This window comes from Sphaerisporangium dianthi, from assembly GCF_042654065.1.
Taxonomy (GTDB): Bacteria; Actinomycetota; Actinomycetes; order Streptosporangiales; family Streptosporangiaceae; genus Sphaerisporangium; species Sphaerisporangium dianthi.
On record NZ_JBHSFP010000001.1, the window covers coordinates 33,685 to 47,802 of the forward strand.

At 71.0% G+C, this 14,118-nt stretch carries 17 protein-coding genes; 6 read left to right on the plus strand and 11 right to left on the minus strand.

Going from position 1 to position 14,118, the window contains the following annotated elements; genetic code table 11:
• Window positions 1-4: 4 nt before the first annotated feature.
• Entirely contained in the window at window positions 5-415 is a 411-nt protein-coding gene (locus ACFO60_RS00190; protein WP_380835508.1) for a RidA family protein, read from the minus strand.
• A gap of 227 nt (window positions 416-642) precedes the next feature.
• Between ACFO60_RS00190 and ACFO60_RS00195 the strand changes: the two genes are divergently transcribed.
• From ACFO60_RS00195 to ACFO60_RS00205, 3 genes are all read left to right on the plus strand, one after another.
• Window positions 643-1,779 carry a hypothetical protein gene (locus ACFO60_RS00195; protein WP_380835509.1) on the plus strand — a complete coding sequence of 379 codons (1,137 nt, stop codon included), beginning with the start codon at window positions 643-645 and terminating at the stop codon, window positions 1,777-1,779.
• A gap of 113 nt (window positions 1,780-1,892) precedes the next feature.
• Window positions 1,893-2,606 carry a molybdopterin-dependent oxidoreductase gene (locus ACFO60_RS00200; protein ID WP_380835510.1) on the plus strand — a complete coding sequence of 238 codons (714 nt, stop codon included), beginning with the start codon at window positions 1,893-1,895 and terminating at the stop codon, window positions 2,604-2,606.
• Entirely contained in the window at window positions 2,563-3,213 is a 651-nt protein-coding gene (locus ACFO60_RS00205) for a cytochrome b/b6 domain-containing protein (RefSeq protein ID WP_380835512.1), read from the plus strand. Before ACFO60_RS00200 ends, ACFO60_RS00205 begins: the two co-directional genes overlap by 44 nt.
• 26 nt (window positions 3,214-3,239) lie before the next feature.
• On the opposite strand, the gene ACFO60_RS00210 is transcribed toward ACFO60_RS00205, so the two are convergent.
• Window positions 3,240-4,061, minus strand: coding sequence for an MOSC domain-containing protein (locus tag ACFO60_RS00210; protein WP_380835513.1), 822 nt, complete (start codon window positions 4,059-4,061; stop codon window positions 3,240-3,242).
• Window positions 4,062-4,230: 169 nt separating this feature from the next.
• Between ACFO60_RS00210 and ACFO60_RS00215 the strand changes: the two genes are divergently transcribed.
• A complete protein-coding gene (locus ACFO60_RS00215) occupies window positions 4,231-4,875 on the plus strand; it encodes a DNA alkylation repair protein (RefSeq protein WP_380836406.1) in 645 nt (214 codons plus the stop codon).
• Window positions 4,876-5,007: 132 nt separating this feature from the next.
• Here the strand turns inward: ACFO60_RS00215 and ACFO60_RS00220 are convergent, their stop codons facing one another.
• On the minus strand, window positions 5,008-5,703 hold the full coding sequence (locus tag ACFO60_RS00220; RefSeq protein ID WP_380836408.1) for a serine hydrolase domain-containing protein: 696 nt from the start codon (window positions 5,701-5,703) through the stop codon (window positions 5,008-5,010).
• Window positions 5,595-6,083, minus strand: a complete 489-nt coding sequence (locus ACFO60_RS00225) for an MFS transporter (RefSeq protein WP_380835515.1) — start codon at window positions 6,081-6,083, stop codon at window positions 5,595-5,597. Before ACFO60_RS00225 ends, ACFO60_RS00220 begins: the two co-directional genes overlap by 109 nt.
• A gap of 44 nt (window positions 6,084-6,127) precedes the next feature.
• On the opposite strand from ACFO60_RS00225, the gene ACFO60_RS00230 reads away from it, so the two are divergent.
• Both ACFO60_RS00230 and ACFO60_RS00235 read left to right on the plus strand, forming a co-directional pair.
• Window positions 6,128-6,568, plus strand: a complete 441-nt coding sequence (locus tag ACFO60_RS00230) for a TetR-type transcription factor C-terminal domain-containing protein (protein WP_380835517.1) — start codon at window positions 6,128-6,130, stop codon at window positions 6,566-6,568.
• A 439-nt stretch (window positions 6,569-7,007) separates the two neighbouring features.
• Window positions 7,008-8,366 carry a hypothetical protein gene (locus ACFO60_RS00235; RefSeq protein ID WP_380835518.1) on the plus strand — a complete coding sequence of 453 codons (1,359 nt, stop codon included), beginning with the start codon at window positions 7,008-7,010 and terminating at the stop codon, window positions 8,364-8,366.
• 236 nt (window positions 8,367-8,602) lie between these two features.
• Here ACFO60_RS00235 and ACFO60_RS00240 read toward each other — a convergent pair whose 3' ends face one another.
• From ACFO60_RS00240 to ACFO60_RS00270, 7 genes are all read right to left on the minus strand, one after another.
• Complete coding sequence (locus ACFO60_RS00240; protein WP_380835519.1) at window positions 8,603-9,454, minus strand: cellulose-binding domain-containing protein; 852 nt, start codon at window positions 9,452-9,454, stop codon at window positions 8,603-8,605.
• Between the two features lie 160 nt (window positions 9,455-9,614).
• On the minus strand, window positions 9,615-10,577 hold the full coding sequence (locus tag ACFO60_RS00245) for an acyltransferase domain-containing protein (protein WP_380835520.1): 963 nt from the start codon (window positions 10,575-10,577) through the stop codon (window positions 9,615-9,617).
• Entirely contained in the window at window positions 10,574-11,188 is a 615-nt protein-coding gene (locus tag ACFO60_RS00250; protein ID WP_380835521.1) for a malonate decarboxylase holo-ACP synthase, read from the minus strand. The genes ACFO60_RS00245 and ACFO60_RS00250 overlap by 4 nt, the downstream gene beginning before the upstream one ends.
• Window positions 11,179-12,000 (minus strand): biotin-independent malonate decarboxylase subunit gamma, encoded by an 822-nt coding sequence (gene mdcE, locus ACFO60_RS00255; RefSeq protein ID WP_380835522.1) that lies wholly within the window; start codon window positions 11,998-12,000, stop codon window positions 11,179-11,181. Before mdcE ends, ACFO60_RS00250 begins: the two co-directional genes overlap by 10 nt.
• On the minus strand, window positions 12,000-12,872 hold the full coding sequence (locus ACFO60_RS00260) for a biotin-independent malonate decarboxylase subunit beta (protein WP_380835523.1): 873 nt from the start codon (window positions 12,870-12,872) through the stop codon (window positions 12,000-12,002). Before ACFO60_RS00260 ends, mdcE begins: the two co-directional genes overlap by 1 nt.
• Window positions 12,869-13,231 (minus strand): malonate decarboxylase subunit delta, encoded by a 363-nt coding sequence (locus ACFO60_RS00265; protein ID WP_380835524.1) that lies wholly within the window; start codon window positions 13,229-13,231, stop codon window positions 12,869-12,871. The genes ACFO60_RS00260 and ACFO60_RS00265 overlap by 4 nt, the downstream gene beginning before the upstream one ends.
• 4 nt (window positions 13,232-13,235) lie before the next feature.
• Entirely contained in the window at window positions 13,236-14,114 is an 879-nt protein-coding gene (locus ACFO60_RS00270) for a triphosphoribosyl-dephospho-CoA synthase (RefSeq protein WP_380835525.1), read from the minus strand.
• Window positions 14,115-14,118: the final 4 nt, after the last annotated feature.

Sequence of the window (14,118 nt, forward strand, 5' to 3'; positions counted from 1 at the left end):
CCGGTCAGGAATCAAGTACGGCGGCGATGGCTTCGATCTCGACGAGCTGGTCGTCGTAACCGAGCACGGTGACTCCCATCAAGGTGCTCGGTACGTCATGCTCGCCGAACGAGTCCCGGACCACCTTCCAGGCAGTCACCAGATCCTTCCGCCGGGTGGATGCGACCAGAACCCTCGTGCTGATGACGTCCTGCAATGACGCGCCGGCGGCGTTGAGAGCCGCCCGCATGTTCTCGATGGCTTTCGCCGCTTGGCCCGCGTAGTCCCCGACCGCCGCCGTCGAGCCGTCCTCGTTCAAGGGACACGCTCCGGCCAGGAAGATGAGTCGTGACCCTGCAGGCGCCGTGGCCGCGTAGGCGTACTGGGCGACGTCGGACAGAGAAGCGGCGCGAATCAAAGTGATGGCACTAGGCATGGCCACTCAGTTCCTTTCACCTCGGATACAAAGCGACCATCCTGACATGGCCATTCTGACTGTCGCCTCCTGTTTTCGCAGGCCAAGCCGCAGTCGCAGTTCAGTGCCGTTCAAGACCGTCCAAGCGCGACTCATACCGCGAGGGTTCGGGTGCGATACGCGGTCGATCGGGGATGCTTCATGCTGAGCGTGTTCAACGCATTCGTGCTCGGCTGTGAGGAGCCCTCTTGACCCGGTACGCCGTCGATCGCAGCCGCGACGCCCTCATCGCCTGCTGGAGCACGGGACTGGGGGACGCCGCGATGGTCGTAGCCGATCTTCCTGCCGGGATCTCCGGCCACGATGCCCTGGGTCTGGCCAAGGTGCTGACCCAGCTGTCCGAGGCATGCTGGCGGTGCTACACCCATCCGGCCAGCGCCGTCGACGGTCGTGAGCCCAACTCCGAAGGCCGGCGCCGGCATGGAGAGCGCGATGCCTTCGCTCTCGTTCCCGCCGCGTTGACAAGCCCGAACCTTCCCTCGGACGGCTACATGATCCAGTCCGGCATCCGTGTCGAGGAGGCGGCCCATCGGGTCGGCCGGGCCCTGCACGCTCTCGGCGCGGCCGAGCTGACCACCCTCGTCGCCATCGATGTCGCCGCCGAACTGGACGCGATCGAGCAGGCCGAGCTGGGCAACCTGTCCGAGCGCGCCCGGCAGGCGGTCGCGCTCACTCGCGAGGACGCTTCGCCGGTCCAGGTGGCCCAGGCCGACCGCATACTGCACGACGACCCCTTCGGCCCCGAAACGCTCTTCACCGAGATCGACCCGGCCGCCGCCGCCGTGGCCGCGGCGCACTGGCTGGACGCGGCGGCCGCCGTCACCGCGGAATTCGCCGAGCTGCCCGCCACGCAGGTCGTGGCCGAGGCCGACAACATCGAGGCCCTCGCCCACGAGACCCCCACTCTCGTCCTGGAGTTGATGGCCGACGGCGCCTCCCCCCGTCAGGCGGTGATGTCCTTGATCCGCGATGCCCTGCGTGTCGCGGAAGGAGAAATCCCTAGCACTACGGCGCTCAAACAACGGATCACCGCCGCCGAGCAGTCGCTCGGCCAATGGCGCGATGACCAGCCCGGGTCGAACCTGGACGCCCTCGGCCTGCGGATCACGCCCGTGGATCCCGCCCGCCCGGCTCTCGACCTCCTGGAGGACCTGCTCGGCGGGATCCACGGCTGCTGGCTGTTGTACGCCGAGCAGGTCGACGATCTCGACGAAGCCGGCGATCCCGACGATGAGGACGCGGATGACTGGCAGGAGCGCCGCACCGCGTCGTTCTTCGCGGAGGTCAGGAAAGAAGCGGCCGCCCGGGCCGAGCGCCTGTTGTAACGCCACGCGCCGGCGTCCAGGGAGCGGAGACTCGCTGCGGAGAAGTCTGACGGATGTCTTACGGCCACCCGCCGCCCCTCCCGGCGGATAATTGGATCTGCTCAAATCACCATATGAGTGATGTCCGAAAAGGAGCCGATGCTGGCCCGCCCATCGCGCGGCGGGTGATGTTGTCGATGCTCGCCGCCGGTGCCGCCGGGCTCGTCACGGCCCCGTACATACAGGGCGGCTGGGAGAAGGCCCTTGGGGCCGTCTCGCAGAACGACCCCACCGGCCTCAGCGGGCTCCTGCCCAATCCCAGCGGCTTCCGCTACTTCAGCGTGGCGGGCTCGGTGCCCCACAAGGACGGCACGAACTACCGGCTGAGCATCGACGGCCTCGTCGACCGCCCCGCGACGTACACGCTCGACGACCTGCGCGCGATGCCGCAGAGCCACATCGTCGGCGACGTGGAGTGCACCGACGGGTGGCGCGTGCCGAAGACGCCCTTCGCGGGCGTGCCGCTCTCGCACCTCCTTGCGGTGGCGGGCGTACGGCCGGAGGGCAAGGCGATCCGCTTCACCTGCTTCGACGGCGTCTACAGCGAGAGCCTCACCCTCGACCAGGCCCGCCGCCCGGACGTGCTGATCGCCTTGAAGATGCTCGAAGAGCCGATCACCCACGAACACGGCGGGCCCGTGCGGCTCTACGTGGCGCCGATGTTCTTTTACAAGTCCGCCAAGTGGCTGTCCGGCATCACGGTCACCGACCAGGTCATCCCCGGCTATTGGGAGGAGTACGGCTATGACGTCGACGGCTGGCTCGAAGGCGCCGACAGATCCGTCTGAGCCCCGGCACCGTGTCCCCCGCTTCACCCGCGCCGAGCGCCTGGTCCACCGCGCCACGGCCGTGCTCATGCTGCTGTGCGTGGGGACGGCGGCCTGCCTGTACTTCTCGCCGCTGGCCCAACTGGTCGGCCGCCGCCACCTGGTGGAGTCCGTCCACCAGTGGACGGGCGTGCTGCTGCCGGCTCCGTACCTGCTCGGCCTGGCCTCCTCCGCGTTCCGCGCCGATCTGCGCAGGCTGAACCGGTGGGCGCGCTACGACAACGAGTGGATGCGAGCCGTCCGCAAGGGCTGGACGTCGCCCGCCCTCCGGCCCGCGGGCAAGTTCAACGCCGGCCAGAAGATCTACGCCGGGTGGATCGCCGGGGCCGTGCCGATCATGATGTTCACCGGGCTGCTGATGTGGTTCGCCGGACTCCTGCCGGGGATCTCGCGGACGAGCGCCATCTTCGTGCACGACGTGACGGCTCTCGCCATCGCCGTCGTCCTGCTGGGACACATGCGGCTGGCCTACCGGGACCCGCAGGCGCGTGGCGGAATGCGCACGGGATCCGTGGAGCGGGCCTGGGCGAAGCGGGAACACTCCAAGTGGCTGGAGGACGAACACTGACAAAGCATTCCCACGGGGTCGCCGGTTCAGGCCAGGACGGTGACCGGGTCGCCGAGTCGTATTTCGCCCCGCTCTCGGGGGACCAGGCGGATGCCGAACCAGATCTTGCCGTTCCAGCGTCGGTGGCGGGTGAGGGTGCGCAGGGGTTCCTTGCCCTTGTGCGAGGTGACCGGGTCGTAGGTGGTGGTGGCGCAGCGGTCGCAGTGTTCCGAGACTCGGAAGGCGAGCGGGCCTATGCGGATCTCGCGCCAGTCGTCCTCGGCGTACGGCGATGCGCCGTCGATCACGAGGTTGGGACGGAATCTGGCCATGTCCATGGGGGCGGGCGGGTCGTCCTGGCGTTCCATGGCGCCTTCGAGGATCCAGTCGTCCAGGCGGCGCAGGGAGGAGCGCGAGATGAGCAGGATGGGGGCGTCCCTGGCGAGGCTGACGACCTCGCCGGGCAGGCCGCCGTGGGAGGCCGGGAGGGCGCAGCGGTAGGGGTCATCGAGCCAGACCAGGCGGGCGGGTTCGCCGAGCAGCCGGCTGAACCAGGCGTGCGCTTCAGGGTCGGCGAGCACGACGCTGTCCACTTCGGCGAAACCCATGGGAACGCGCTCTCCGGCAGCCGGGGGGACCTTCAACTGGGGCAGTCCCGGCGCGTCGAGCAGCAGCCCGTCCTCGTCCGTGACGCCGGCGACGACGGACAGCAGCCGGGGATTGTCCCCGACCCAGTGAACGTCCCCCTGCTCGTTGATGACGGCCCAGCGGCGGTCCCACGCCAGCCCCCAGGGCTCCACGACCGCCGAATCCACCACTCGCCCCGACACCGACTTAACGGGATATTGCCGGATCTGCACAAGCTCCACGCCGTCACCCTACGACCCGCGTCCGAGAGAGCGCTTTCAGGCCGACGGCCGCCGCGGAATCGGCGGGTCCGGCACAACCCGCTCCCGTCGTAGGCTGAATCTCGCACGTGACGGACAGGAGGCTCAGGTGGCCGGGACGACGCTGACCGAGACGACGGTGGCCGAGGTGATGGCCGAGCTGGCCGCACTCGAGGACCCGAAGATACGCCAGGTGAACGAGAGACACGGCGACGACCACGGCGTGAACCTCGGCAAGCTGCGCGCGCTCGCCAAGCGGCTGAAGACGCAGCAGGAACTCGCGCGCCGGCTCTGGGAGACAGGCGACACGGCGGCGAGACTGCTGGCGATCCTGATCTGCCGGCCGAAGGCGTTCGAGCGTGACGAGCTGGACGCCATGTTGCGCGAGGCCCGCGCCCCCAAGGTGCACGACTGGCTCGTGAACTACGTGGTGAAGAAGAACCCGCACTACGAAGAGCTGCGCCTGGCCTGGTCCGCCGATCCCGATCCGGTGGTCGCGAGCGCCGGCTGGGCGCTGACCACCGAACGCGTGGCGAAGAAGCCCGAGGGCCTCGACCTCACAGGACTGCTCGACGTCATCGAGGCGGAGATGAAGGACGCCCCCGATCGCCTGCAGTGGGCGATGAACCACTGCCTGGCTCAGATCGGCATCGAGCACGCCGGGCACCGCGCCCGTGCGATCGGCATCGGTGAGCGCCTGGAGGTGCTCAAGGACTACCCGACTCCCCCGGGCTGCACGTCTCCGTTCGCCCCCGTCTGGATCACCGAGATGGTGCGCCGGCAGCACGGCGAGTAGGAAGGTTCCCGCTCACGTCTACACGCTTGGCGGACGTCCCGCCGACCCTTGAGCGGCGCGCTCACGTTCATACCTCCGGCTGCCGGCGAACGCCCGCCGACCCCTGAGCGGCGTATCCGGCGCCGGACCGCTTCAGGTTGTGAGAGAGGTGCAGACGAGCCGGTGGAGTTGCCGCCGGAGCGGATACGCCTCCGACGGGGCGAGAAGGGAGCCCCGCAGGGGCAGCGGTTGCGTCATGAAGACGACGGTGAGGTCTTCCACCGGGGCGACCCAGAACACCGTTCCGGCCGCGCCTCCCCAGTAGTACTCGCCGGCGCTCGACACGCTGTGTGACTTCAGCGGGTTCGTGACGACAGCGAAGCCGAGCCCGAACCCGACGCCGTCGAGAGAGGTCTGGGGGAATCCCCCGGTCGACAGGGTCGCCAGGTCAGCGCCCAGGTGGTCGGCGGTCATCAGCCGCAGCGTGCGAGGAGCGAGGACGCGGACGCCGTCGAGCTCGCCGCCGCCGGCGAGCATCCGGGTGAACCGCACGTAGTCGGACAGCGTCGAGAGCATCCCTCCGACCGCCGACATCACTTCCGGCGGGCGGAGAGCACGGTCGCCGATGTCGCGCGCCGGGACCGCCCGGCCCGTCAGAGGATCGGGGGCGTACAGCGCGGCCAGCAGGCCCGCGTGCGCGTGACGGCCGGGCGTGACGCGCGGGTGGCCGGTCGAGACGGCTACGCCGGTGTCGGCCTGGCGTGCTCTCCGGGCGTCACGGCGTCCTCGCGCGCCCGCTCCCTGCGGACCGACAGCGCGAGGACGGGCACGAACGCGAGGCCGATGCAGGCGGCGACGACGATGACGTAGTACGGCGCGCGCAGGCTCCCGGTGGCCTGCTCGATGAGGCCGTAGACGTACGGGCCGACGAACCCGCCGGTGATCCCGAGCATGTTGATGAAGGCGAGGCCCGCCGCCGCCATCAGGCCCGACATGCGGGACATGGCGACCGACCAGAACAGCGGCAGCGTACCGAGGCCGAAGAAGCTCGAGACGAAGATCAGGCTGATGCTCAGCACCGGGTTCGTGGAGGCCAGGTAGGCGAGCATGACGACCAGGGTGCCGCCGGCGCACACCCCGATGAGCGTGACCTCGCGGCCGATGCGGCGCTTGAGCCACGCGAAGAACAGGACGCCCGCCAGGCCCGAGATGCCGCCGCTGCCGGCCACGAGCCCGATGAGACTTCCGTTCGAAGTTCGACATCTTCCTCGCGGTGTACGAAGAGGGCATGCGCCGGGTGCGCGAGCGGGTCGAACCGCACGCCGGCGGGCACGGGACCGGCCGCGACCGGCTCGTGGCCATGTCCATCGCGCACGAGCTCAACCTGATGGAGGATCTCGCCTACCACCACGTCATCCACCAGGCCGTACGGGGTCAGATGTCGGTCGCGCTCAAGACCCGCCAGCGTGACGCCCTGCTGGCCCTGAACCGGCTACGGAGCGACTACGAGGAGACGTTCCAGCGCGTCGCCGTGGCGGGGATCGACGACGGCTCCCTCCGCGAGGTCGACGCGGCCCTCGCCACCAGGACCCTGCTCAGCAACCTCAACGCCGTCGACATGTGGTACCGCAGGATCGAGGGCCAGTCCGCCGACGAGGTGTACGACCTCGCCTGCCGCATCGTGGACCTCCTCATCGGCGGCCTCGCCGCCTGAGAGCACCGCACGCGGCGACGACCACGAGGATCGTCGGACAGGAGGGATTCCGTGTTCCGAATCGCTCCCGGCGCTGCGCGCCACCCGCGTGTCGTTCATCGCGCCCTGCGCACCGTCTGGCCGGGGACCGCCTTAACGTCCGGGTAACAGACGCACCCTTACGTTGGTGTTCCGGATCGGGGGCGATCACGGGCGGTCGGGACCTTCGAACATTCCGCGCAGATTCAGTGACGCGCGTGCTCCGTCGTACCTCATCGCGACGTGGCGCGAACCCCGCCGCCCGGCAGGACCGACGTGTCGTTCATGCCGCTACCGGCGATTTGTACGCCCAGCTGAAAGGAATGCCCTGCCTGGGTGACCATCGGTGACCGAGGCGTCATCATCCGCCTCGCCATCATCGACTTCTTCCCATCCATCACAGCCACTTCGAGGAACGACCATGCCCAAAAACGCCGTCTTACGCCTCGGCATCATCACCGGCCTCAGCGCCATCATCATGACGAGCCTGCTCACCGCGGTGGACGTCGCCGGCCGGGCCACGCAGGCTCAGGCCGCGAGCGCGCCCAACGGCACGATCAGCCGTTCAGAAGTGCTCGACCGCGCACAGAACTGGGTCGACCGCAATGTCAGGTACAACACCACGCGCCACTCCAGCACATTGATCACCGACCAGGAAGGGGACGACAAATACGGCCCCGACTGCTCGGGGCTGGTCTCCATGGCGTGGCACACCACCGCGAACTCGGGCAAGGGTGGAAACAGCACCTACGATTTTCTGCACTCCTCGGACATCGAACGCCTGTCGAGCATGCATGACCTCCGTCCCGGCGATGCCATCCTTCGTGACGGGCACATGGAGCTCTTCGCGCGCTGGAAGGACGCGGGCGACCACACCAAGGGAGCGTGGACGTACTCGCTCAACGGGACCGGGGATGCCGACTCCTCCGGGTGGCAGAACGACTGGGCGAAGGGCCCGCAGGCCAACTCTCACGGCCAGCGTGGGGACGAGTCATGGTCGAGCATGACCGGCAACTTCATCCCGGTCAGGTACGAGCGGATCGTCGATGACCACCCCACTGGCGTCGCGTCGGTGTACGGGGCGTACGAGGACGGGCGACTGACCTACACCGCGATCGACGTCGCGCTCGGACAACGCACACTCGGCGCGATCAAATCCGACACCACCCTGGGCTTCAAACCCAAAGCCCTCGCCACACTCAACTTCAACACCCTGCTGGTCACCGAAGACGGCCCCGACGGCAACCTGTACCGCGTCGACATCATCTCCAACCGCGCCGAACCCCTCACCTTCAGCAAACCCGTCCGCATCGGCCACGGCTTCCAGCACCAACACCTCGCCTACGACGGAGCCGGACACCTGTTCGGCATCTACAACGGCCAACTCCGCCGCTACACCATCACCACCAACAAACCCACCGAAACCAACATCACCGGCAACACCCTCATCGACGGCAACTTCACCCTCAAAACCCTGACCACCACAGGCCCGAACTGGCTACTCGGCACCACCACCAGCGGCGAACTGATCTCCTACCACATCGACGGCAGCCCCTGGAAGCGCACCGTCCTACGCACAAGCACCTGGCAGATCTTCGACACCCTCCTCTCCCCCGGCGGCGGCGTCTACTTCGCCCACCTCCCCGACGGCGCCATGCGCCGCTACCACGACATCAACCCACACGACACCACCTCAGACGACCTCACCCAACTCAACGACCTCGACAACAACGGCTGGGACCAACCCCTCCTCTCCGCCCAACCCGCCACCATCCACTGACACGACCGATGCCGCGGGACCATACCGTCCGCCCGCGCCATAACCGGGAGATCTCCCTGCGAATCCGGATCAGCCAGACGGCGCGCTGGTAGGACGAGGAACGCGACGCCTCGTTCGTTCGGTGGGCGCGTATGAGCACCTCTCGGTGAAGGCCGACGGGGCCGGTCGAAGGCCCGAGGTCGGGCGGTCGCCGGGGCAGACCCTCACCGGGAGGCGCTCATCTCCCGCGATCTCTGTCAGTCGCAGACGGCGCCGTTGAGCTGGAACAGCGTCGGAGCCGGGTTGGCGCCCGTGCGACTGGCGTTGAAGCCGATGGTCACGGCGTTGCCGGGGGCGATGGTGCGGTTCCACGACAGCGCCGTGGCCGTCACCGTCGAGCCGGTCTGCGACCAGTCGGCCGTCCAGCCGTTGGTCAGCCGCTGCCCCGGGTCGGGGAAGGTGAAGGTGAGCCGCCACCCGTTGATCGGGTTCGAGCCGGTGTTCGTGATCGACACCGACGAAGTCAAGCCGCCGGACCAGCCGTAGGAGCTGTACGACACGTGACAGGGGCCCGGGAGCGAGGGGGACGGGGTCGGGGACGGCGGCAGGACGACGTCGTTGTGGATCGTGACCTGGATCGTCCCCGACTGCGGGCTGATCGCTCCCCAGCGGTCGACGGCCACGATGTAGAGGGAGGCGACCCGCGTGGCCGTGCCGTACGGCGGGTAGTCCACGGTGAACGTGCCCTCGGTGACGCCGGGACCGAAGGTGGCGACCTTGACCGGCGTGCCGTTCTTGATCTCGTACACCTGGTAGCAGGCGAGGCCGTCCGCGTCGGAGGAGGCGGCCCACCTGAGCTGCACGTAGTTGTTCGCCACCATCACCGGTTCGGGGGTGCCCGGTGCGGTCGGCGGCGTCAGCGGCGGCCTGCTCGGCGGGTAGGTCTTCGGGTCGTAGCACGGCCACAGCAACGACGGCGACGGGGCGGGGGTGCTCATGTTCAGCACACCCAGGAGGCCCCCGGACGAGGCGCTCGCCGCTACAGGGATGAGGAAGGCCGCCGCGACCAGTGCCGCGACGGCCCAGGCGACAGCCCATCGTCCGTTCATCGATCAGCCCTTCCGCGTGCATCGGATGCCATGTGCCCACGAGCATGCGGACCGGAGCCGAGGTGGGTCAACGGTGCGGCGGGACGGCGGCGGGGCGGGCGGACGGTCGGCAGGTGGCGAGTGGGAGAGGACGCCGTGTCCGGCTGAAACGATGGAACTTTCAACGCGCGGCCCCGCGGTCGTGACGTTCACGCGGCGGGGTCGCGCGGACGCGGCGGGCGAGCACCGCCGCGTCGCCGACGGCCGTGTCGGCCAGGCTTATGGCGCGGGACCGGGGGTGCGCGGCCCCGGCCATCCGGGCGAGCAGGTGCCCAGGGGGCGCCTGGATGAACAGGGTCGTGCCGAGCTCGCCGAGCACGGCGGTGACGTCGCGCCATCGCAGGGTGGTGGCGACGCTCCGGGCGAGGTCGTCGAGGACGGCGCCGGTGTCGTGGAGGAGGCGGCCGGTGGCGTCGCCGAGGTAGGGCACGTCGAGGCGACGCCTCGGGACCGTGCCGAGGTGCACCGCCATCGCGTCGGCGACGCCGGCGAGCAGAGGGCAGTGCGACGGGACGCCGATGTCCAGGCGCCGCACCCGCCGGGCGCCGGCCCGCTCGGCCGCCGCGGCGAGGCGATCCAGCGCGGGGACGCTGCCGGCGGCAACGACCTGCTGGTCGGTGTCGATGACGGCCAGGTACACCGGATCGTCGTCGGTCGTGATCGATTCGATCAGGCGCCGGGCCCGGGACACGCCGAGCCCGAGCACGGCGGCCATGCCGTACCCGGACGGGTAGGCGTCCCGCATCAGCTCGCCACGGTGGCGTACGGCCACGAGGGCTTCGGCGAAGGTCAGGGCCCCGGCGGCGACGGCGGCGGGGAACACTCCGACGGAGTGGCCCGCCACTGCGTCGGGAACGACGCCTTCGCCGGCGAGCGCCATGGTCGCGGCGACTCCGGCGACGCAGAGCGCGACCTGCGCGGTGACGGTCGACGTCAGCGCCCGCGCACCGTCCTGCCGGGACGAGCCGGGCAGGATCCGTTCGGCCTCGGCGAGGGTCGCGGCGACGGCCGGGTGGTCGGGCAGGTCGTGGAGCATCCCGGCCCGCTGGGTGCCCTGGCCGGGGTAGAGGAAGGCCACCCTCACGCGAGGACCCAGGGGTCGTCGACCAGTTCCGGGCCGTGCCCGGTGCGGGCCATGACCGGGCCGCCGGTACGGGCCCACTCGGCGAGGCCGACCCCGCCGCAGGGGGTCTCCAGCTGGCAGTCCACCGTGCTGGGGAGGGCCGCGAAGGCGGTCGTCAGCCGCGCGGCCAGCGCCGGGGTCAGCCTGTGCGGCGTCCGCAGGAGCAGGTCCAGATCGCTCGCGGGGTGCGTGGCCGGGTGCCCGGTGGCCAGTTCGAAGCCGACGCTGCCGGTCGGGCCCCAGGCGGCCCCGCCGCCCAGCTCGGCGGCCAGCCGCAGGCCGACGGCGGACAGGGTGGCGGCTAGCCGGGGCCGGCGGGGGCGCTGCCGGTTCAGCTCCTCGGGCGGCACGCGGCGGGTCACCGCGCCGGCGGGCACGAGGGCGGCGTGGCGCTGCCCGCGCCCGGGGCCGCGCACGCCGACGGGGATCAGGCCGGGCGGATGCGGCGCCCGGCGTACGACGGCCCACGGGCAGGCGGCGAGCGACGCGGTGGCCCAGCCTGGCAGCGCGGCGCCGAGTGCCGCGTCTCCGGCGAGCCGCAGCAGGTCGTGCGGGCGCGCGGTCATCCCCATTGCGCGGCGAGCTCCTCGCGGACGCGGCGGGAGGCCGCCCGGGTCTGCCGGGCGCCCGGTGAGGTGAGGCGGTTGCTCAGGTCGCGGGGGCCCTTGCGGGCGCGTTCGACGGCGGCGGCGAGCGCGTCCTTCGCCTTGCGCGTGTCCCCCTCGGTCGGGTCGCCGGCGTTCTCCACCCGCAGGAGCTCGTCGCACAGGCCGAGCTTCGCCCAGTCGGTGACGTCGTACGACAGCGGCGGGACGCGCTCGGCGAGCCGGTCGAGTTCGTCGACGGTCCGAAGGGTCACCCTGGCCGCGGCTCGCTTGTGCATGGCGTGGATCACCACGCCGGGGTCGTCGAGCGCCAGGATCTGGTTCGCCTGAAGACCGTGCGCGAGCAGCCCGCCGGACAGTGCGGTTCCGACGATGAGCGTGATGAGCGGGTGCCCGGCCGTCCGGGCGGAGGCGTAGGCGTCCACGGCGGCGGCGAGCGCGTGGTGGATGCCGAGCAGCTCCTCGACGCGCCCGTAGGCCTGGCTGGGCAGGTCGACGACGGCGACGATCGGGCGGCGGCGGTCGCCGGGCAGATGCGCGTCCGCCGCGACGACCTCGGTCACCGCCTCGGCGAGGGCGAGCCCTTCGCGGAGCCCGACTTCGCCCTCGCGCGCGCGGGGGAAGGGGCTTTCCGGGTCCGGCACGACGGCGACGAGGCGGGCGGTGTCGCCGCCGAGCGTGCAGCTCGCCGTGATCACGGACGGCACGGTGGCGTCCACGGGGCCGTCGGCGAGCGTGTGCGTCCAGTTCCGCCCGCGGGTCGTCACCTTCCGGCTCATCACCGGTCTCCCCTCGGCGGCGGCGTGTCCGCCCACGCGGCGGCGAGTTCGGACGGCGCGGGCGGGCGCGCCGGATCGATGGCCGCAAGGCGGGCCCGCAGCTCGCCGATCCGCTGGGAGCGATGCTCGGCGGGCACGCCTTGCCCCACGGCCTCGATCACGGCGGAGCGCAGCGCGGTGACGTCGTCGAGGACCAGCATGTCCGCCAGAGCGGTTCTGACGCGCTGCGTCCCGCCGTCGATCGACCAGATCAGCGGGTGGTCGGAGGCGTCGAACTCGGCCACGCCGGCCTCGGACTCGATCACCTCGGGACCGTCGAGCCCGAGCCGGCCCTCCACGGTCATGATCAGCCTGGTGCAGAGCCCGGCGGCGATGCTCATGCCGCCGAAACAGCCCAGCGCCCCGGCGATGACGCCGACGACGGGCTGGAGGGCGCGCAGCTCCATGACCGCGGAGCACACTTCGGCGACCGTGGCCAGGCCCAGGTTGGCCTCCTGCAGGCGTACGCCGCCGGTCTCGAGCAGCAGCACCGCGGCGGTCAGGGTGCCGTCGCGGCCGTCCCGGGCGGCCAGGGACAGCGCGGCGGCGATCTTCACACCGGAGACCTCGCCGATGCCGCCGCCCTGGAAGGCCTGTTCGATGGCGATCACGACCGCGGGTCGCCCGCCGAGTCCGCCCTTGACCACGACGACGCCGTCGTCGGACTGCGGAACGACTCCCTGGGGCTCCAGCCATGGCGACTCGATGCGGTCGAAAGGGCCGCACAGTTCACGGGCGGTGCCCGCGTCGAGCAGCGCCACCGCCCGCTCCCGGGCGTCCAGCTCGATGAAGCTGGTGCGGCCGAGCAGCGACTCCCACTCGGTGGCCGTCATGCCTTCCCCTCCTCGATGGCCTGCCCTTCCTCGATGGCCTTGCCCTCCTCAGTGACCTTGCGCTTCTCAGTGGCCTGCCCTTCCTCGATGGCCTGCCGGAGGCGCAGGGTCACCACGCCGGGCGTGGCTCCGAAGTCGTTGAGCTCGAAGCTCGCGGCCACCCGGTGGCGGGCGAAGAACCGCTCCAGCACGGTCCGCCACACCGTGTCGAACCCGTCGACACTGGTGCGCACCCGCACCCGGGCCGCGCCGTCCGCGGGAGTCATCAGGACCTCCAGATCTCCCGATCCGACCACGCCGACATGGCTCCGCCGGGCGGCCGGGCGGTCCGCGGGGAACTCGTAGGTCAGCGTCTGCATGCGATCACCTCCTGTCCGGGCGTTCCGGCCACGGCACCATGTCGAGGAACAGCGCGGCGGCCAGCAGGTCGCCGCTCCCGCCCGGGGACAGCCGCCGTTCGCGGAGCACGTCGTCCAGATCCATGAGGGCGGCACGGCCCGAGCCGGTGCCCGCGCCTCCCTCTGCCAGGACGCGCTCGGCGCCGAGCCGCACGACGCGCAGGCCGGCGGGGCCGCCACGGTGCAGGACGCACGTGTCGCGAAGGAGGCTCATCACCTCCAGCAACGCGTCCAGCCGGGCCACCTCTTCGCCGAGGCCGGCCGCTCTGGCCTGGCGCAGCCGCGGCAGCGCGACGTCGGTGACGTGGGGGAAGGCCGCCTCCGCCTCACTGCGGGCACCGCCCGCCCCGTACCGCCGCCGGGCCCGCTCGCCGTGAGAGGGCTCCGCCGCGGGGATCCGCCGGTCGGGGAGGGCGGCCAGCCTTGCCGCACCGCGGGCGGCCTCACGCTCGTGGCCCGCCCCTCCGGCGACGGCGGCGACCAGCAGTCCGAGCGCCCACAATGCCCCGCGATGGGTGTTGACCCCTCCAGTGGTCCGCAGCATCGCCTGGTCGCCCAGGCGGCCGAGCGCGCCGAGTTCCTCCCGCAGTTCGACGCCGGCGGCCGTACGCTCCGCGGCCTTCGCGATCTCCCGGAACGTGGGGCGCAGCGCCTCGGCGGAGGCCAGCACGAGCGGCAGGTCCATGTCGTCGTGCGCGCCGCTTCCGCGGTGGTCGACCAGGCCGGGCTTGGGACTCAGCCGGGCCTCGGCGCGGAGCGCCCGCACCGCCGCGTCGGCGAGAAGGACCGCGGAGGGCGCCGATGCTCGTCGCGGTGACGGAGTGTCGCGCCCGATCACGGCCATCGGC

Bases quoted from the DNA above. Each gene is read 5' to 3' on its own strand.
- ACFO60_RS00190 (WP_380835508.1), bottom strand. From the start codon at position 415: ATGCCTAGTGCCATCACTTTGATTCGCGCCGCTTCTCTGTCCGACGTC.
- ACFO60_RS00250 (WP_380835521.1), bottom strand. From the start codon at position 11,188: ATGGGGATGACCGCGCGCCCGCACGACCTGCTGCGGCTCGCCGGAGAC.
- ACFO60_RS00200 (WP_380835510.1), top strand. From the start codon at position 1,893: ATGAGTGATGTCCGAAAAGGAGCCGATGCTGGCCCGCCCATCGCGCGG.
- ACFO60_RS00260 (WP_380835523.1), bottom strand. From the start codon at position 12,872: ATGACGGCCACCGAGTGGGAGTCGCTGCTCGGCCGCACCAGCTTCATC.
- ACFO60_RS00270 (WP_380835525.1), bottom strand. From the start codon at position 14,114: ATGGCCGTGATCGGGCGCGACACTCCGTCACCGCGACGAGCATCGGCG.
- ACFO60_RS00235 (WP_380835518.1), top strand. From the start codon at position 7,008: ATGCCCAAAAACGCCGTCTTACGCCTCGGCATCATCACCGGCCTCAGC.
- ACFO60_RS00240 (WP_380835519.1), bottom strand. From the start codon at position 9,454: ATGAACGGACGATGGGCTGTCGCCTGGGCCGTCGCGGCACTGGTCGCG.
- ACFO60_RS00215 (WP_380836406.1), top strand. From the start codon at position 4,231: ATGGCCGAGCTGGCCGCACTCGAGGACCCGAAGATACGCCAGGTGAAC.
- ACFO60_RS00265 (WP_380835524.1), bottom strand. From the start codon at position 13,231: ATGCAGACGCTGACCTACGAGTTCCCCGCGGACCGCCCGGCCGCCCGG.
- mdcE (WP_380835522.1), bottom strand. From the start codon at position 12,000: ATGAGCCGGAAGGTGACGACCCGCGGGCGGAACTGGACGCACACGCTC.
- ACFO60_RS00205 (WP_380835512.1), top strand. From the start codon at position 2,563: ATGACGTCGACGGCTGGCTCGAAGGCGCCGACAGATCCGTCTGAGCCC.